General features: G+C 73.0%; 15 protein-coding genes, 1 tRNA gene and 3 pseudogenes. 9 read left to right on the forward strand and 10 right to left on the reverse strand.

What is annotated here, in order from left to right; all coding sequences use genetic code 11:
- The first annotated feature begins 8 nt into the window (after positions 1-8).
- A pseudogene (locus ACNHYB_RS09325) lies at positions 9-2,236 on the forward strand (RNA degradosome polyphosphate kinase).
- Positions 2,237-2,245: 9 nt separating this feature from the next.
- The gene (locus ACNHYB_RS09330) at positions 2,246-3,292 is read left to right on the forward strand and encodes an NUDIX hydrolase (protein ID WP_418275072.1); all 1,047 of its coding nucleotides are present in this window, start codon (positions 2,246-2,248) and stop codon (positions 3,290-3,292) included.
- 100 nt (positions 3,293-3,392) lie between these two features.
- Here the strand turns inward: ACNHYB_RS09330 and ACNHYB_RS09335 are convergent, their stop codons facing one another.
- From ACNHYB_RS09335 to ACNHYB_RS09345, 3 genes are all read right to left on the reverse strand, one after another.
- Positions 3,393-4,400 (reverse strand): inorganic phosphate transporter, encoded by a 1,008-nt coding sequence (locus ACNHYB_RS09335; RefSeq protein ID WP_418275073.1) that lies wholly within the window; start codon positions 4,398-4,400, stop codon positions 3,393-3,395.
- Positions 4,401-5,021, reverse strand: coding sequence for a DUF47 domain-containing protein (locus tag ACNHYB_RS09340; protein ID WP_418275074.1), 621 nt, complete (start codon positions 5,019-5,021; stop codon positions 4,401-4,403). It lies immediately after the preceding gene.
- 364 nt (positions 5,022-5,385) lie between these two features.
- The gene (locus ACNHYB_RS09345) at positions 5,386-5,985 is read right to left on the reverse strand and encodes a hypothetical protein (protein WP_418278025.1); all 600 of its coding nucleotides are present in this window, start codon (positions 5,983-5,985) and stop codon (positions 5,386-5,388) included.
- Between the two features lie 169 nt (positions 5,986-6,154).
- Between ACNHYB_RS09345 and ACNHYB_RS09350 the strand changes: the two genes are divergently transcribed.
- From ACNHYB_RS09350 to ACNHYB_RS09360, 3 genes are all read left to right on the forward strand, one after another.
- Positions 6,155-7,612: a sugar porter family MFS transporter gene (locus tag ACNHYB_RS09350; protein WP_418275075.1), complete on the forward strand. Its 1,458-nt coding sequence runs from the start codon at positions 6,155-6,157 to the stop codon at positions 7,610-7,612.
- Positions 7,613-7,740: 128 nt separating this feature from the next.
- Positions 7,741-8,190: a MarR family winged helix-turn-helix transcriptional regulator gene (locus ACNHYB_RS09355; RefSeq protein ID WP_418275076.1), complete on the forward strand. Its 450-nt coding sequence runs from the start codon at positions 7,741-7,743 to the stop codon at positions 8,188-8,190.
- Between the two features lie 71 nt (positions 8,191-8,261).
- The gene (locus ACNHYB_RS09360; protein WP_418275077.1) at positions 8,262-9,860 is read left to right on the forward strand and encodes an MDR family MFS transporter; all 1,599 of its coding nucleotides are present in this window, start codon (positions 8,262-8,264) and stop codon (positions 9,858-9,860) included.
- Positions 9,861-9,908: 48 nt separating this feature from the next.
- Here ACNHYB_RS09360 and ACNHYB_RS09365 read toward each other — a convergent pair.
- Positions 9,909-10,423: pseudogene (locus ACNHYB_RS09365) on the reverse strand (aldo/keto reductase).
- Positions 10,424-10,539: 116 nt separating this feature from the next.
- Positions 10,540-10,935, reverse strand: a pseudogene (locus ACNHYB_RS09370) (aldo/keto reductase); the annotation flags it as partial.
- Between the two features lie 105 nt (positions 10,936-11,040).
- Here ACNHYB_RS09370 and ACNHYB_RS09375 point away from each other — a divergent pair.
- Positions 11,041-11,568: a MarR family winged helix-turn-helix transcriptional regulator gene (locus tag ACNHYB_RS09375; RefSeq protein WP_418275078.1), complete on the forward strand. Its 528-nt coding sequence runs from the start codon at positions 11,041-11,043 to the stop codon at positions 11,566-11,568.
- On the opposite strand, the gene ACNHYB_RS09380 is transcribed toward ACNHYB_RS09375, so the two are convergent.
- The 3 genes from ACNHYB_RS09380 to ACNHYB_RS09390 all read right to left on the reverse strand — a co-directional run bounded on the left by ACNHYB_RS09380 (position 11,537) and on the right by ACNHYB_RS09390 (position 14,316).
- Positions 11,537-12,259, reverse strand: a complete 723-nt coding sequence (locus tag ACNHYB_RS09380) for a tyrosine-protein phosphatase (RefSeq protein WP_418275079.1) — start codon at positions 12,257-12,259, stop codon at positions 11,537-11,539. The two genes, ACNHYB_RS09375 and ACNHYB_RS09380, sit on opposite strands and share 32 nt — an antisense overlap.
- 44 nt (positions 12,260-12,303) lie before the next feature.
- Positions 12,304-12,708, reverse strand: a complete 405-nt coding sequence (gene msrB, locus ACNHYB_RS09385) for a peptide-methionine (R)-S-oxide reductase MsrB (RefSeq protein ID WP_418275080.1) — start codon at positions 12,706-12,708, stop codon at positions 12,304-12,306.
- Between the two features lie 105 nt (positions 12,709-12,813).
- Positions 12,814-14,316 carry a DEAD/DEAH box helicase gene (locus ACNHYB_RS09390; RefSeq protein WP_418275081.1) on the reverse strand — a complete coding sequence of 501 codons (1,503 nt, stop codon included), beginning with the start codon at positions 14,314-14,316 and terminating at the stop codon, positions 12,814-12,816.
- A gap of 233 nt (positions 14,317-14,549) precedes the next feature.
- On the opposite strand from ACNHYB_RS09390, the gene ACNHYB_RS09395 reads away from it, so the two are divergent.
- Positions 14,550-15,290, forward strand: a complete 741-nt coding sequence (locus tag ACNHYB_RS09395; RefSeq protein WP_418275082.1) for a M50 family metallopeptidase — start codon at positions 14,550-14,552, stop codon at positions 15,288-15,290.
- A gap of 39 nt (positions 15,291-15,329) precedes the next feature.
- Here ACNHYB_RS09395 and ACNHYB_RS09400 read toward each other — a convergent pair whose 3' ends face one another.
- Complete coding sequence (locus ACNHYB_RS09400) at positions 15,330-16,151, reverse strand: DUF1206 domain-containing protein (protein WP_418275083.1); 822 nt, start codon at positions 16,149-16,151, stop codon at positions 15,330-15,332.
- A 198-nt stretch (positions 16,152-16,349) separates the two neighbouring features.
- Positions 16,350-16,637, reverse strand: a complete 288-nt coding sequence (locus ACNHYB_RS09405) for a Fe-S cluster assembly protein HesB (RefSeq protein WP_418275084.1) — start codon at positions 16,635-16,637, stop codon at positions 16,350-16,352.
- Between the two features lie 207 nt (positions 16,638-16,844).
- On the opposite strand from ACNHYB_RS09405, the gene ACNHYB_RS09410 reads away from it, so the two are divergent.
- Positions 16,845-16,920, forward strand: a tRNA-Lys gene (locus tag ACNHYB_RS09410).
- A 16-nt stretch (positions 16,921-16,936) separates the two neighbouring features.
- A complete protein-coding gene (locus ACNHYB_RS09415) occupies positions 16,937-17,704 on the forward strand; it encodes a glycerophosphodiester phosphodiesterase (RefSeq protein WP_418275085.1) in 768 nt (255 codons plus the stop codon).
- The last annotated feature ends 1 nt before the right edge of the window (position 17,705 follow it).

Here is a 17,705-nt window from a genome sequence, read left to right on the forward strand (position 1 = left end):
CGCGCCGCATGGACCCCCAGCTCGCCGCCCACATCGCCGAGCACATCGCCGAGGTGCCCCAGGAGGCACCGACCGATGCGCCGGCCCCGCTCGAGCCGCTGCCCGCGGACCGCTTCGCCGATCGTGAGCTGAGCTGGCTGGCGTTCAACGAGCGGGTGCTCGAGCTCGCCGAGGACCCGACGCTGCCGCTGCTGGAGCGCGTCCGGTTCCTGGCGATCTTCGCCTCGAACCTGGACGAGTTCTTCATGGTCCGCGTGGCCGGCCTGAAGCGCCGCATCGCCACCGGCATCGCCGTCACCGCGGCGTCGGGCCTCAACCCGCGCGAGGTGCTGGAGGGCATCGACGCGGGCGCGCACCGGCTGATGAGCCGGCACGCGGAGGTGTTCCGCGGGGACGTGCAGCCGGCGCTGGCCGCCGAGAACATCACGATCGTGCGCTGGGACGAGCTGGAGGACAAGGAGCAGGCCCGCCTGCACAAGTTCTTCCGCAAGCAGATCTTCCCCGTCCTGACGCCCCTGGCGGTGGACCCGGCGCACCCGTTCCCGTACATCTCGGGGCTGTCGCTCAACCTCGCCGTCGTGGTGCTCAACCCCGCCACCGGCAAGGAGCACTTCGCCCGGGTGAAGGTGCCGCCGCTGCTGCCGCGCTTCATCGCCGTCGACGACCGGGGGCGCCCGGCGGCTCCGTCGCCCACCCAGGCCGGGGGACGCAGAAGTCCTTCGTGCCCCTGGAGGACGTCATCGCCGAGCACCTCGACCACCTGTTCCCCGGCATGGAGGTGCGCGAGCACCACACGTTCCGCGTCACCCGCAACGAGGACGTGGAGGTCGAGGAGGACGACGCCGAGAACCTGCTCCAGGCGATGGAGAAGGAGCTGCTGCGCCGCCGGTTCGGCCCGCCGGTGCGGCTCGAGCTCGCCGAGGGCATCTCGCCGCGCATCCGCGAGCTGCTGATCCGTGAGCTGGGCGTCGTCGAGGAGGAGGTCTACGAGCTCCCCGCCCCGCTGGACCTCACGGGCCTCAACGTCATCGCGGACATCGACCGTGCGGAGCTGCACTACCCGCCGTTCGTCCCGACGACGCACCGCCAGCTCGCCGAGGTCGAGTCGGCGATGCCGGGCGACGTGTTCGCCTCGATCCGCGAGCGCGACGTCCTGCTGCACCACCCGTACGACTCGTTCTCCACGTCGGTGCAGACGTTCCTGGAGCAGGCCGCGGCGGACCCGAAGGTCCTGGCTATCAAGCAGACCCTGTACCGCACGTCGGGCGACTCCCCCATCGTGGACGCGCTCATCGACGCGGCGGAGGCGGGCAAGCAGGTGCTCGCCCTGGTGGAGATCAAGGCCCGCTTCGACGAGCAGGCGAACATCTCCTGGGCCCGCAAGCTGGAGGAGGCGGGCGTGCACGTCGTCTACGGCATCGTCGGCCTCAAGACGCACTGCAAGCTGTCGCTGGTGGTGCGTCAGGAGTCGGACGGGCTGCGCCGCTACTGCCACGTCGGCACGGGCAACTACCACCCGAAGACGGCGCGCCTGTACACCGACCACGGGCTGCTGACGTGCGACCCCGACGTCGGCCAGGACCTGACCCGCCTATTCAACCAGCTCTCGGGCTACGCGCCCCGGTCACGGTTCCACCGTCTGCTCGTCGCACCGCGGTCGGTGCGCTCGGGTCTGGTCGAACGCATCGACCGCGAGGCCGCGGCGGCGCGCGCCGGGCACGAGGCGTGGGTCAAGATCAAGGTGAACTCCGCGGTCGACGAGGCCACGATCGACGCGCTGTACCGGGCGTCGCAGGCCGGTGCGAAGGTCGACGTCGTCGTGCGCGGCATCTGCGCGATCCGGCCCGGCGTGCCGGGACTGAGCGAGAACGTCCGGGTGCGGTCGATCCTGGGCAGGTTCCTGGAGCACTCGCGGATCTTCGCGTTCGCGAACTCGGTGGGCCCGCAGATCGACGAGGGGCCCGAGTCGGGACCCGAGGTGTTCATCGGGTCCGCCGACCTGATGCACCGCAACCTGGACCGCCGGGTCGAGGCCCTGGTGCGCCTCACCGACCCCGGCCAGCAGGCCGAGCTCCTGGAACTGCTGTCCCGCTCCATGTCGGACCAGACCTCGGCGTGGCACCTCGGCCCGGACGACACGTGGGAGCGCCAGGTGAAGGACGCCGAGGGCGAGCCGACGGCGGACCTGCAGTCCGTGCTGGTGGACCGGCACCGTCGTCGCCCGTCGCGGAGCTGACGGCCGGCGATGAGCACCGTGCCGCACTCCGCACGCCCGTTGCGCACCGCCACGCCGTTCGTCGACCCGCTCGGCGCGACGTCGGTGCCGCACGCCCCGGTGATCGAGACCGCGGGTGCGCTCGTGTGGCGGGTGCGCCACGAGCGCCTGCAGGTCCAGCTGGTGCACCGCCCCCACTACGACGACTGGTCGTGGCCGAAGGGCAAGCACGACACGGGCGAGTCGTTGGCGACGACGGCGGTGCGCGAGGTCACCGAGGAGACGGGCAAGCCGGTGGTGCTGGGCCTGCCGCTGCCGGGACTGCAGTACCTGACCCCGGAGGGGCGGGTGAAGCGGGTCCACTACTGGGCGGCGCGGCGCGCGCACCACGACGAGGACGGGCGTCCGCTGGCGGCACGCGTCCCGGTGTCCCCGGTGAACAAGCGCGAGATCGACGAGACGGTGTGGCTGGACGTCGACGCGGCGGCGGAGCGGCTGACGCGGACGACGGACCGCGGCCCGCTCGACGCGCTCGTCGAGGCCCACCACGGCGGCAGGCTCGCGACGCGCGCCCTGGTGATCGTCCGGCACGGGCGCGCGGTGGCCCGCCAGAGCTGGTTCGGTGACGAGCAGGAGCGTCCCCTCACGCCGATCGGGCACGCGCAGGCCGCGGCGCTGGTGCCGGTCCTGGCGGACTACGGGGTGCGCACCGTCGTCTCGAGCCGCTGGGAGCGGTGCGCGACGACGATGGACCCGTACGTACGCGCGTCGGGCCTGCGCCCGGAGTACAGCGACTCCCTCGGCGAGGCGCAGCACGAGCGGTCGCCGGCCCGGGTGGCGGCGGCGGTGCGGGACCTGCTGGAGACGTCCCGCGCGTCGGTGCTGTGCACCCACCGGCCGGTGCTCCCGACGGTCCTGGACGTGCTGGGCCAGCACTCGCGGTCCGCCGTCGCGGCCGCGCTGCCGCGGCGCGACCCGTACCTGGAGCCGGGCGAGGCCCTGGTGGCGCACGTCGCGTCGACGTCGAAGGGTCCACGCGTCGTCGCCGCGGAACGGGTGGCCCCACCGGTCCACTGACCGTGCCTGTCCACTGACCGTGCCTTTCCACTGACCCTGCCGGTTCCACCGGGCGTGCCGCCCCGCCACCGGGGGCCACCGGCCTGCCGCGGCGGGAGGGTCAGACCCCGAACGCCGCGACGGCCGCCCAGGTGGCGACCGCCGCCACGATCCCGGCGACCGGCGCGGTGAGCAGCCAGAACACGGCGATGTTCCGGGCGACCCCCCAGCGCACGGCCGACAGGCGGCGCGTCGCGCCGACGCCCACGATCGCCGACGTGATGGTGTGCGTGGTCGACACCGGGGCGTGCAGGATGACGGCGTTGGCGTAGAGCACCACGGACGCGACGCTCTCGGCGACGAACCCGCGGGCGGGGTCGAGCTGGATGATGCGCCGCCCGAGCGTGCGCATGATGCGCCAGCCGCCCACGTAGGTGCCGAGCGCCATCGCCGTCGCGCAGGACAGCTTGACCCACAGGGGCAGCCCGTCGGTCGCGCCGACGGTGCCCACGGTGATCAGTGCGAGCCAGATGACGCCCATCGTCTTCTGGGCGGCCTGCAGCCCGTGACCGAGCGCCATCGCGGCCGCCGACGCGGTCTGCGCGACGCGGAATCGCCGGTTGACGCGGGACGGGGCGGCGTCACGGAACGCCCAGAGCACGCCGACCATCACGATGAACGCCAGGACGAACCCCACCACGGGGGACACGAGGGTGGGCAGCACCACGTTGTCCCAGAGCAGCGAGCCCTGCACGGCCACGCCGCCGGCGATGCCTGCACCGAGCAGCCCGCCCACGAGCGCGTGCGTCGACGAGGTCGGCATGCCGTACCACCAGGCCAGCAGGTTCCAGGCACCGGCGCCGCCCAGGGCGCACAGCAGCACCGTCAGGGAGAGGGACGCGGGTTCGCCCTGGAGGTCGATGATGGACGTCGCGATGGTCTCGGCGATCTCCGTGCCGAGCAGCGCGCCGACGAAGTTCATCACGGCCGCCATCGCCACGGCGATGCGGGGGGTGAGGGCCCGGGTCGAGATCGACGTCGCCACGGCGTTGCCCGCGTCGTTGAACCCGTTCGAGAACGCGAAGACGAGAGCCAGGAGGACGACCCCGACGACGAGCGCGACCTCCACTCAGGACTCCTTGAGGGCGATCGTCTCGACGAGGTTCGCCACCCGCTCGAAGGCGTCCGTGGCCTCCTCGAGGACGTCGACGACCTCCTTGAGCTTGATGAGCGCGATGGGGTCGGTCGCCCGGTCGAAGAGGTCGCCGAGGAGCGTGCGGTGCAGGGTGTCGCCCTGGTTCTCCAGCCGGTTGATCTCGACGCAGTACTCCGGCAGCTGGTCGAGCTTGCGCAGCCGCGGCATGGCGTCCGCCGTCAGCTCGGCACACCGCTGCAGCACCTGCACCTGCTCGGAGACGGCCATGGGGAGCTCGTCGATGCGGTACAGCACGATGAGGTGGCCGGCCTCGTCCATGGCGTCCATGCAGTCGTCGAGGGCCGACGCCAGGGCGTAGATGTCGTCCCGGTCGAACGGGGTGACGAACGTGCGGTTGAGCCGTCGCATGATCGAGTGGGCCGCGTCGTCGGCGTCGTGCTCGACCTCGGAGAGGCGCTTGACGATGTCCTGCCGGTCGGCGCGGCTCGCGCCGAGCAGCTCGGCGAGCAGCGTGGCACCGATCACGGTCTGCTGGGCGATCTCCGCCAGCAGGTCGAAGTAGGTGGTGTCACGCGGGGTGAGGCGCAGGCGCACAGGGACTCCTGGGAGGAGAAACGCTCGGTCACGACACAGCGTAGGACCCGCCCCGATCCAGCACTAAATCGATCGGTCCTCGGGCGCGCCCCGGGCGGTGGGAGAAGTGCGACGCCGGACCGGGAGCGCCTCTCGGCGCGTGGCCGCTCGAAGCGGCTGAAGATGGAGCCCGGGGCTACCGCGGTCCGACGTCGCCCGACCATCGTAAGCGCCGTCGGCCCGGGGGCGACAGGTCGGACGACGTGGGGAACCTCACCGCCGGCAGATCGGCGCTCCTGCGGCCGGGAACGAGGCCCGGACCCGAGATGCCGCGGGGGGCGCGAGATGTCGCGGGGGGCGCGAAGTGTCGCGAGGTGCAGCGGGTTCAGTCGAGGGCGTCGTTGCGCCAGAGTGCCGCCGCGTGCTCGAGCTCGGCCGCCGTGCCGACCAGGTCGGCGGCGCCGCGGGTCATCCGGGCGGCGGCACCGGGGTCGGCGACCTCGCGGGCGTCGGCGTCGTAGGCGGCGCCGGTGGCCAGGATCCGGCAGAACGCGGCCGCCCGCTCCAGGGCGACGGCGAGGTCGCCGGAGTAGACGCCGGACAGCACGGTGTCGGCGAGCTCGCGCAGGTCCGACGGCGTGGGCGGGCGGGGCACGCCGGCCACGACCTCGTGCACGGGCGCGGCGTCCACGCCGAGCCGGTACCGCAGCCCGACGGTGCGCGGGTCGCGGCGCACCCACTCGCGCAGCGCGTACAGGCGCCACAGGGCGCCCGGCAGCGTGGCGGGGGCGGCGTCGGACCAGAGCTCGGCGACGACGTCGAGGCCTTCGTCCTCGACGAGCCGCACGAGTCGTGCGACCACGTCCGGGTCCTCGGCGGCCCGGGCGGCGTGCACGACGGCGCGCGCGGTGGTGTGCGCGACCTCGTCGCGGCGGGCAGGGTCCAGCGACCCGGGCAGGTTCTCGACGTCGCGCGGGTCGAGCATGGCCGGACGGCGGAATCTCGGGGCGTCGCTCACCCGTCCAGTGTGGCAGGCGGGTCCGGGTCGCCCCCGCGGGATGCCCTCCACCGTGCCGACCAGCACGGACGGACCTAGCATCGCCAGTAGGCGGCCACTGCAGGCCGCTGTCGTCGATGTTGGAGGGATGACACCCATGTCGAGCCCTGTTCCCGCCGGCGCGGAGGCCCGCGCCGCGCACCGCAAGGCGATAGGCCTGTCGATCTCCGCCGCCGTCGGCGGCTTCCTCTTCGGTTTCGACTCCTCCGTCATCAACGGTGCGGTCGAGGCCATCGAGGGGCAGTTCGACCTGAGCTCGACCGTGACGGGCTTCGTGGTGGCCGTCGCGCTGCTCGGGTGCGCGCTGGGCGCCTGGGGTGCCGGGCGCCTCGCGGACCGGTGGGGACGGCTGCGCACGATGGTCCTCGGTGCCGGGCTCTTCCTCGTCTCCTCGGTCCTGTCGGCGATCGCGTGGTCGGCGCTCGACCTGTCGATCTGGCGGTTCATGGCCGGTGTGGGCATCGGTATCGCCTCGGTGATCGCCCCCGCCTACATCGCGGAGATCGCGCCGGCCTCGATCCGCGGGACCCTCGGTTCCCTGCAGCAGCTGGCGATCACGGTCGGCATCTTCGCCGCGCTGCTGAGCGACCAGCTGCTCGCCGAGGCGGCGGGCGGCGCGGCGAACGAGCTGTGGCTGGGCTGGGAGGCCTGGCGGTGGATGTTCCTGGTGGGGGTGGTACCGGCGTTGATCTACGGCCTGCTGGCGCTCCGGATGCCGGAGTCGCCGCGCTACCTCGTCGCCAAGGGGCGCGAGGACGAGGCCAAGGAGATCCTCGACTCCGTCCTGGGCCCGGACGAGGGAGTGGGCGACCGGATCGCGGAGATCCGCGACTCCATCCGCCAGGACGAGAAGAACGCCGAGCAGGGCACCCTGCGCGGCAACGGGTTCCTCGGGCTGAAGTCGATCGTGTGGGTGGGGATCCTGCTGGCGATCTTCCAGCAGTTCGTCGGGATCAACGTCATCTTCTACTACTCCACGACGCTGTGGCAGGCCGTCGGGTTCGACGAGTCGCAGGCGTTCCTCGTCTCCACGATCACGTCGGTGACGAACATCCTGGTGACCTTCATCGCGATCGCCCTCATCGACAAGGTGGGCCGGCGTCCGCTGCTGCTCATCGGTTCGGCGGGCATGGCGGTGTCGCTGCTGACGATGGCCGCGGTGTTCACGCAGGGCACCACGACGGTCGACGCCGCGGGCGAGTCGACGCTGTCCCTGGCGGACCCGTGGGCGACGATCGCCCTGGTCGGGGCGAACGCGTTCGTGGTGTTCTTCGGCGCGACGTGGGGCCCGCTGATGTGGGTGATGCTCGGCGAGATGTTCCCCAACCGGATCCGGGCCGCCGCGCTCGGTCTCGCGGCCGCCGTGAACTGGCTGGCGAACTTCACGATCACGCTGACGTTCCCGCCGATGCTGGCGAACCTGGGACCGGCCGTGCCGTACGGCATGTACGGGTTCTTCGCCGTCCTGTCGTTCTTCTTCGTCTGGTTCAAGGTGTCGGAGACGAAGGGCAAGGAGCTGGAGGACATGACGGAGGACGTGCGCCGGCGCGCCTGACGCCCCGGCCCCGTCGCGACGGCGGTCACCACCTGCGGGCGGTGACCGCCGTCGTCGTGCCCGGACCAGACACTTGCTTACTGCAAGCAATGACCCTAGAGTTGCCCCGAACAATCAAGGGGGGTGGCATGCCCGACACCGGCAACGCGCTGGTCACGGCGCTGGAGACGCTCGCGCGCGCCCAGCGGGAGGCCGCCGCCCGCCTCGCCAAGGACCTCGACTGGCCGCGCGCCGGCCTCGGCATCGTGCGCGTGATCCGCTCCCACGGAGCCCTCCAGCTCTGCGAGGTCGCCGAGATCCTGCGGGTCGACCCGTCGGTCGCCAGCCGTCAGGTCAGCGCGCTCGTCGACGCCGGCTACGTGCGCCGCACCGTCGACGACCACGACCGCCGTGCCCGCACCCTCGAGCTCACCGACGCCGGGCACGCGTTCGCCGCGGAGTCCGACCGCCGCTTCGACGACCTCATCGACACCGCGTTCGCCGACTGGACCGACGACGCCCTCACCGCAGCCATCGACCACATCCGCAACGTCGCGGCCGCCATCACCAGCACCAACCAGGAGGCCTCGCCCCGATGACCGACACGCCACCCTCCCCCGCCACCTCACCTGCGACCTCACCTGCGACGGCGGCCGGCTCCGCGCCCGCCATGACCCGCCGCGAGACGCTGGAGGCCCTCTCGGGCATCCTGCTCGGCGTGTTCGTGGCCCTCATCGCCACGACCATCACCTCCACGTCGCTGCCCCGCATCGTCTCCGACCTCGAGGGCTCCCAGCACTCCTACACCTGGGTCGTCACGGCGATGCTGCTGACGATGACGATCTCCACCCCCCTGTGGGGCAAGCTCGCCGACCTGACCAACCGCAAGACCCTGGTCCAGATCGCCCTCGTCATCACCGTCATCTCCGCCGCGGCCGCCGGGTTCTCCCAGAACATGGGCGAGCTCATCACCTTCCGCGCGCTGCAGGGTGTCGGCGCCGGTGGGCTCACCGCGCTCGCCACCGTCCTGATGGCCGACATCATCAGCCCGCGCGAGCGCGGCAAGTACATGGGCCTCATGGGTGGCGTCATGGCCGTGGCCCAGATCGGCGGGCCGCTCCTCGGCGGCGTCCTGACCGACTCGATCGGCTGGCGCTCCACGTTCTTCGTGGGCATCCCCTTCGCCGTCGCCGCCCTGATCGTGCTGCAGAAGACCCTGCACCTGCCCACGCGCGAGCAGCGCAAGGTCACCATCGACTACATGGGTGCGGCCCTCATCGCCGTCGGCGTGGCCCTGCTGCTCCTGTGGGTCACGTTCGCCGGCGACCAGTTCGACTGGGCGTCGTGGCAGACCGCGGCGATGGTCGGCGCCGCCGTCGTCGTCCTCGTGGCCGCCGTGCTCGTCGAGCGCCACGTCGCCGAGCCCATCATCCCGCTGCACCTGTTCCGCAACCGCACCTTCGTGCTCTCGATCGTCGCGTCCGCGGCCGTCGGCGTCGCCATGTTCGGCACCGCCGTGTTCCTGGCGCAGTACATGCAGCTCGCCCGCGGCAAGACGCCCACGGAGTCCGGGCTGCTGACGATGCCGATGGTCATCGGCACCATGGTGGCCGGCATCGTGCTCGGCCGGATCATCTCCCGGACCGGTCGCTACAAGGGCATCATGATCGGCGGCGCCGCCCTGCTGTCGGCGTCGCTGTTCGGGATGTCGACCATCGAGACCGACACGAGCTTCGTCATCATCTCCGTCTACCTGTTCGGGCTCGGCCTGTCCGTCGGTGCGCTGATGCAGAACCTCGTCCTCGCCACGCAGAACACCCTCGACATCCGCGAGATGGGGTCCGGCACCGCCACCGTGGCGTTCTTCCGGTCCCTCGGCGGCTCGATCGGGGTCTCCGTCCTCGGCGCGATCCTGGCGATCAACGTCAAGGACTCCCTGGCGTCCGGGCTGGCCGCGATCGGCGTGCCGGCCTCCGCGATGAGCGGCGGCAGCGGCGCGGTGCCGGACATGTCGCAGCTGCCGGCCCCGGTCGCCGAGGTCGTCGCTCAGTCCTACACCGACGCCATCACGGGCATCTTCCTCATCGCCGCCCCGCTGGCGCTCATCGCGCTCGTCGCGATCTGCTTCATCGTCGAGATCCCCCTCGGCGAGCGGTCCGGCATCGAGGAGGCGCGGGCCCGCGCCACCCAGAACCCGGCCGCGCCCAGCGCGACCGAGGTGGCGCTGGAGACGGACGAGGCGCTCGTCGGGCAGCCCGACCGCCGCTGACCCACCCCGGTGCCCTGGGGCACCGCACGCCCGGGCCTGGCCCGACGGTCACGAACCGTCGAGCCAGGCCCGTCGTTCAGGCAGGAGCGCCTCGGCCTCTGTCCAGAAGTCGTCCGGCAGCGGCTCGGCGCACGCCTGCTCGATCCGGGCGACGCGCTCCGGCCGGGACACACCGACGATCGTGGACGCCACGCGCGGGTCCCGCAGCGAGAACTGCAGCGCCGCCGTCGGCAGCGTCGTGGCGTACCGCCCGCACAGGGCCCGCAGGCCGGCGACGGCGGCGAGCGTCTCGGGCGGCGCCGGCCGGTAGCCGTACCGGTCCGACCCGGGCGGTCCGACGGCGTCTGCTCGGCGAGGATGCCCCCGCCGTAGACCGCGGCGTTCAGCACGCCGACACCTCGCTCGGCCGCGACGGCGACCAGCTCGCCCGCGCTGCGGTCCACGAGCGTCCACCGGTTGTGGACCAGCAGGACGTCGAACACCCCGAGGTCGAGGTAGCGGCGCATCTCCGCGACCGGACCGCCCGCCAGGCCCACCGCCCCGATCTCGCCCGCCTCGCGCATCGCGACGAGCGTGTCCACGGCGCCCCGGGCACGGTCATCTCCTCGAAGGCGAAGTTCTCCGGGTCGTGCAGGTGCACCAGGGGCAGGTGGTCGAGCCCGAGCCTGGCCCGGGACTCCGCCACCGACGTGCGCACGCGTCGGCCCGAGTAGTCGCCGTCGCGCGGGTCCACCTTGGTCCCCACGACCAGTCCGCCGGGCAGCGCCCCGTGCTCCGCCCGCCACGCCGCGAGCGCCTGCCCGATCCGCTGCTCGCTGCGCCCGTCGGAGTAGCCGTTGGAGGTGTCCAGGAAGCGGACGGGCGAGGCCAGCATCGCGAGCACGGTGTCGACGGCCTGGCGGGTGGCGACGTCGTAGCCGAACAGGCCGGGCATCGACCCGAGGGGGCCGCCGCCGGCGCAGACGGCGCTCACCGTGAGGCCGGTGCGGCCGAGCGGACGCATCCATCCGGGGGTGCCGGGTGCGGGGGCCGGCAGCGGGTCAGGAACCTGCTCGGAGGTCGTCGACTCGGTCATCCGACGAGCCGACGGGGCAAGTTCACCCGCTCTGGGGCTCCCTGAGACCGAATTGTCATCCTCTAGACCCTCCCGTCACGCGTTCTTTACCGCCATGATGGGCCCATGCACGACGCCACCGCCGCCCAGACGACACTGCCGGACCCGCAGACCGACCCGTTCGGTGCGCTCGAACGCGAGCTCCGCGTGCTCATCCGACGTGCCCAGTCGACGGCGTCCCACACGGCTGCGCGCATCCACCCGGAGCTGAACGCCTCGGCGTACCCGCTGCTCGCCCACATCGCCGACAACCCCGGCACCCGGGGCTCGGACCTGGCCGCGCACTTCGGGGTGGGGCGGGCCACCGTCTCGCGCCAGCTCAGCCGGCTCGAGGCGCTGGGCCTGGTGCACCGTGCCGTGGACCCCGCCGACACCCGGGGCCAGCTCATCACGCTGACGTCCGACGGCGCGGAGCGGTTCCGTCGCGCGCGGGACGCGCGGATCGGGATGCTCGAGGGCGCGCTCGCCGACTGGGAGAAGGCGGACGTGTCGCAGATCGCGGCGCTCCTGCGTCTCTACTCCGCGGACGTCGTCACCTGGCTGCAGCAGACCCGCAGCCCGGTCATCGCAGCAGACGCTCCCGCAGCGTCCTGAGGGTCTCCGGCGTGCCACCGTGCGCCGCGAACCAGCCTTCGGCCCCGCCCGTGTGCTCGTCGAGGAAGTCCAGCACGGTCCCGATCGCGTGCGGCGGCGCCGTGAGCAGCTCGGGCGGCAGGGCGGCCAGCACGTGCGAGTCCGCGGTCGCGGCGCGTGCGGTCCGGCGCGCGCGGGCGATGACGGCGGGCATGTGGGGGTCGGTCCGCACGTAGTCGGTGACGATGTGCGCCCGGTCGACGCCGACCAGCGCCAGGACGACGGCGACCAGCACGCCCGTCCGGTCCTTCCCAGCGGTGCAGTGCACCAGGACCGGGCCGGGCGCGGTGGCGACGGCGTCCACGCCGTCGACGAGGTGCGCGGCGCCCACGCCGTGCAGCATCTCGACGTACAGGCGACCGAGGTCGAACGGCAGCGCGTCCTGCGCGGGAGCTGCCCGGGTGGCCCCGTCGAGCACGGGCAGCTCGCGCACGTCGGCCACGTCACGCAGCGGGTGCGGGTCGCGCTTCTCGCCGAGGTCGCGCAGGTCGAGGACGGTCCGCGGGGGCCAGGCCACGTCGTCGGGCGGCGTGTCCCCCGCCCGGGGCGCGTCGGAGCGCAGCAGGACGCCCGGCTGCAGGGACACCTCGGCCGAGGCGACGTCGCGGAGGTTGACGAGGTGGTCAGGGGCCACTGGGATCTCGACGCTCATGGCACGACCGTAGCGACATCCGGCCCGGCCGGCCGCGGCGTGGGTCAGGACGCCGTCGCCTCGAACGTCAGACTGACGGAGTTCATGCAGAACCGGTCGCCGGTCGGCGTCTGGGGGGCGTCCTTGAAGACGTGCCCCAGGTGCGACCCGCACCGGGCGCAGCGCACCTCGGTGCGCACCATCCCGTGCGAGCGGTCCTCGATCAACTCGACCCGGTCACCGGCGAGGGGCGTGAAGAACGACGGCCACCCGCAGTGGGAGTCGAACTTGCTGTCGCTGCGGAACAGCTCGTTGCTGCACGCCCGACACCGGTACACGCCCTCACGCTTCTCGTCGAGCAGCTCACCCGTCCAGGCACGCTCGGTGCCGGCCAGGCGGAGCACCTGGAACTCCTGGGGGTCGAGCTCGAGGCGCCATTCGTCGTCGGTCTTCGCCACGTCGTAGGTCATGCCTGGGGCAACACGCACCACGACGCCGGTGTTCCCTCCGTGGGGAGCACCGGCGTCGTGGTGCGGACGTGCCGGAGGTCGCCGCTCGGCGCGACCCGGCCGCGCTCAGCGCGCGGAGCCCTGGCGGCCCTGCGCGGGACGCCCCTGGCCGCCCGGGCCCGACCGGCCACGACCACCGCGACGACGACGGCTCCCGCCACCGCCCGCGGCGCCCGACCCGCCGCGCCCGACCTGGCCGGACTGACCGCCGTGGCCCGACTGGCCCGACTGGCCGGACTGACCCGACTGGCCGCCCTGGCCGCGACGGGCGCCCTGGCGTCCGCCGGAACCCGAACCCTGACGGCCCGAACCCTGGCGACCCGAACCGGAACCCTGGCGACCCTGCTGCTGCGGCTGCTGGACCGCCACCGGCTCGACATAGGCGGCGACCTCGCCGACCAGTGCCGCGACGGCCGGGTCTCCCGGCTTCACGGGCTGCGGCTGAGCCGAGATCCGGGCCTTGCGCGTCAGGTCGCGGACGTCGCCGCGCTCCTCGGGGAGCATGAGGGTGACCACGTCGCCGCCCGAACCGGCGCGGGCGGTACGGCCCGACCGGTGCAGGTACGCCTTGTGCTCGGCCGGCGGGTCCACGTGCACGACCAGCTCGACCTCGTCGACGTGGATGCCGCGCGCCGCGATGTCCGTGGCGACCATGACCTTGACGTCCCCGCTGGAGAACGCCGCGAGGTTGCGCTCACGGGCGCCCTGGCCCAGGTTGCCGTGCAGGTCGACGGCCGGCACGCCGGAGGCGGTGAGCGCCCGCGCGAGCTTCTTGGCGTGGTGCTTGGTGCGGGTGAACAGGACGCGACGTCCGGTGCCCTGGGCGAGCTGGTGCACGACCAGCTTCTTCGCCTCCTTGTCCGTCACCGCGAGGATGTGGTGCGTCATCTGCGGCGGGGGCGCGGCGGCGTCGTCCACCGAGTGGGTGACGGGGTTCTTGAGGTAGCGCTTGACCAGCACGTCCACGCCGTTGTCGAGCGTGGCCGAGAACAGCAGTCGCTGCCCCTGCTGGGGGGTGCGGTCCATGATCCGCTTGACGCCGGGAAGGAACCCGAGGTCGGCCATGTGGTCGGCCTCGTCCAGGACGGTGATCTCGATGCCGTCGAGGGTGAGGGCGCGCTGGTTGAGCAGGTCCTCGAGACGCCCGGGGCAGGCGATGACGACGTCGACGCCGCCGTTGAGCGCCGTCACCTGGCGGGACTGCGCGACGCCGCCGAAGATCGTCGTCGTGCGCAGGCCGAGAGCCTGGGCCAACGGCTTCATGGTGGCGTCGATCTGGTTGGCGAGCTCGCGGGTGGGGCACAGCACGAGCGCCGACGGACGGTTCGCCCGGCGGTGCGCACGGCCGGCGGCCTTGGCCTCGGCGGCGCGCTGGGCGAGCCGGGTGACGACCGGCAGCGAGAACGCGAGCGTCTTGCCGGAGCCGGTGCGGCCGCGGCCGAGCACGTCGCGCCCGGCGAGAGTGTCGGGCAGCGACGCCGACTGGATGGGGAACGGGGAGGTGATGCCGGCGTCCGTGAGGTGCTGGACGACAGGACGGGGCAGGCCGAAATCGGCGAAGGTGGTCACGCAGGAGCCTCTCTGGGGACGTCGTGCGACGTCCGGGTCGGGATCCGCCGCACGCAATCCGGGGGGATCTCCACGACGCGGGGCGCGCGGGTGGTGCGCTGCCCTCGACGTCCATTGTCGCACGTCGTGCCCGCATCCCTCGTGGGCGAGCCGGCGCACGGGGCCGTGCCGACCTCTCATACCGGGCGGAACCCCCTGTCCGGCGGCACGGGCAGCCGTGGTGGAATGGCCGCGTGGACGACTTCCTCGCGAAGACCGGCGACGTGCTCGGTCAGATCTGGACCGCTGCCACGACGCCGGTCCCGCCGCCCGACCAGACGGTCGTGCTCGCCGCGGGACTCGTCGCGCTCGCCGTCGTCGCCGTGTCGCCGGTGTGGCGTGTCGCACGTCATGTCGTGACGATCGCGCACGAGGGTGCGCACGCCGTGGTGGCGATGCTCACCGGTCGGCGTCTCGACGGCATCCGCCTGCACTCGGACACCTCCGGGCTCACGGTCACCGCGGGCCGGCCGCGCGGGTTCGGCATGATCCTCACCGCGTTCGCGGGATACGTCGGCCCCGGCCTGGTCGGCCTCGGCGCGGCATGGATGCTCCGGGTCGGCTACGCCGTCGGGCTGCTGTGGCTGCTCGTGGTCCTGCTGGCGCTGCTGCTGCTCAAGATCCGCAACTGGTTCGGTCTGTGGTCGGTGCTGGTGAGCGGTGCGGCGCTCGTCGCGGTCTCCTGGCTGCTCGAACCCCCGGCGCAGTCCGCGGTCGCCTACACCGTCACCTGGTTCCTGCTGCTCGGATCGGTGCGACCCGTCCTGGAGCTGCAGGCGCAGCGCGCCCGTGGGCGGGCCCGGACGTCGGACGCCGACCAGCTCGGCCGCCTCACCGGGGTGCCGGGCATCGTCTGGGTCGGCGTCTTCCTCGTCGTCACCCTGGGCTGCCTGGTGCTGGGCGCCACCTGGATCGTGGAGCCGGCGACCCCCTGACGCCGCGGGCGCCAGGGGGTCGTCGTCGGGCAGGAGGTGTCAGAGCTTCGCGTACCGGGCGCGGGCGAACGAGTACACGCCGTAGGCGGCGATGCCGACGCCGGTCAGGATCAGCAGGACGGCGCCGAAGGGCTGGTCCTGGATCGTCTTGAGCGCGTCCTCGAGCCCACCGGCCTTGTCGGCGTCGGACTGCACGCCGGCGAGCACGAAGAGCCCACCGAGCACGCCGAGCGCGATGCCCTTGGCGATGTAGCCGACCTGGCCGAGGCGGACGACGGCCTTGCCGACGGCGCCCGGGCCGGAGGTGCGCAGGTCCTCGAGGAACTTCTTGCGCCAGCCCTTGACGACGTGGAACACGCCGACGCCGATGATGACCAGACCGATGGCGCCCACGATGAGCTGGCCGCCGGGGAGCTGGAGGATCTGGGCGGTGAAGCCCTCCTGGGCCTCACCACCGCCGGACCCGGAACCCCCGGAGGCGTACCGGCCGGCCAGGAACGCCAGCACCGCGTACAGCACGCCCTTGCCGGCGGCCTTGACGCGAGCGGCGGTCTGCTTGGCGGACTCGGAGCCCGGGACGCCCAGGAGCGCCTCCACGATGTGCCAGAGCGCGAGCGCGCCGAGCCCGATCGCCGCGACCCACAGCGCCACGGCGCCGCCGGGGGCCTCGGAGAGCTGCTGCAGGGCGCCGGACTCGCTGGCGCTGCCGCTGGAGTCACCGGTGGCGAGCTGGACGGCGAGGAAGCCGATGATCAGGTGGAGCACGCCGGACGCGGCGTAGCCGACGCGGGCCAGCGTGCGCAGCGGCGCGCTGTCCTGCGCGCGGCGCGCGGCGTGCTCGGCGGATTGAGCGGTGGACACGTGCAGTCACCTCCGTGGGCCGCGAGTCTCGCGGCGTGGCGACCACACTCGCGCACATCGGGGCATACCGCCACACGAGCGGCGAAAACGTGCGCCAACGCACGACGGCGGGCCGCCCTCGTGGGGCGACCCGCCGTCGGAAGCTCTGACGGTCCTGCTGCAGGCTCAGGCCCGCGGGACCTCTGTCCTGCCGGGACCTCAGTCCTGCTGCGGGGTCAGGACGAACCCCGGACCCTCGGTGGAGGGTTCTGCGTCGAGCTGGAGCGTCGCCAGCGCGGTGGCCGCGCTGGAGTCGACGAAGACGTGGGCCTGGCCCTGCTCGTCGACCAGCTGGTCGCTCGGCTGCGGGGCGGGGACGAGCGCGAGCTCGAAGTTCCCCGGCTGGTCGGCGGACTGCGCGATGCGCAGGCCACCCTCCTCCGGGACCCCGGCCTGCTGGGCGAGGTTGTCGACGGCGGTGCGGGCGTTGTCCGTCACGGTGAGCATTGGGTGCTCCTCTCGTCGGGTACGCGACTCCTCCACCGAAGCAGGCCCGGGCGCCGGATGCAACGTGGGTGCGCCAACGAGACGGTTTCTCCCGCTGGGTGAGACGGTCCGGGTCGCTCTCGCGCAAGTTCGCGTCGGCCAGGCCGACGTCGGCCCGTCCGCCGCCGCGTAGGCTGGCCCGCAGCCCCGTCCCGGCAGGACGGCGGCGGGCCTCTAGCTCAACTGGCAGAGCAGCGGACTTTTAATCCGCGGGTTGTGGGTTCGATCCCCACGGGGCCCACCAGGGCAGGATGGACGACGTGACCGTCCTCCTCGACACCACGTCCACGCCCCTCGTCGTCGCGCACCGCGGGTACGCCGCCGTCGCACCGCAGAACACGCTCGCCTCCTTCGAGGCGGCCTGGCGCACCGGCGCGCCCGCCCTCGAGCTCGACGTCCGGCTCACCGCCGACGGCGTGCCCGTCGTCCTCCACGACGCCACGGTCGACAAGGTGACCGACGGCGTGGGGGCGGTCGGCGACCTGGACGCCGCCACCGTGCGCTCGCTCGACGCCGGCTCGCGGTTCTCCCGCCACCTCGCCGGTCAGCGGATCCCCACGTTCGCCGAGGTCGTCGACTTCCTGATGCTGCGGCCCGGCCTCGACCTGCTGTGCGAGTACAAGGGCACCTGGACGGCCGACCAGCTCGCGCCGACGATCGCGACCCTCGACGCCGCGGGCCTCGCCGGTCGGGTGCTCGTGCAGGGCTTCTCGCGCGCCACGGTCACCGCGCTGCGGGAGGCGGCGCCGCACCTGCCCCGCGGCCTGCTCTGCGACGCCGTGCCGCCCGACCTGCTCGCGGCGGCGACGGACCGCGGTGCGGTGACGGTCAACCCGTCCGTCGCGGCGGTGCTCGCCGACCCCGCCCTGGTGGCCCGGGCGCACGACGCCGGGCTGCGCGTCATGCCCTGGACCGCGAACGAGCCCTCCGAGTGGGCCGGACTCTGCGCCGCCGGCGTCGACGCGATCATCACGGACCGTCCCGGCGAGCTGCGGGGCTGGCTCGCCGGGCGCGCCACCCGGGGCTGAG

Source organism: Isoptericola jiangsuensis, assembly GCF_048320105.1.
GTDB lineage: Bacteria > Actinomycetota > Actinomycetes > Actinomycetales > Cellulomonadaceae > Isoptericola > Isoptericola jiangsuensis_A.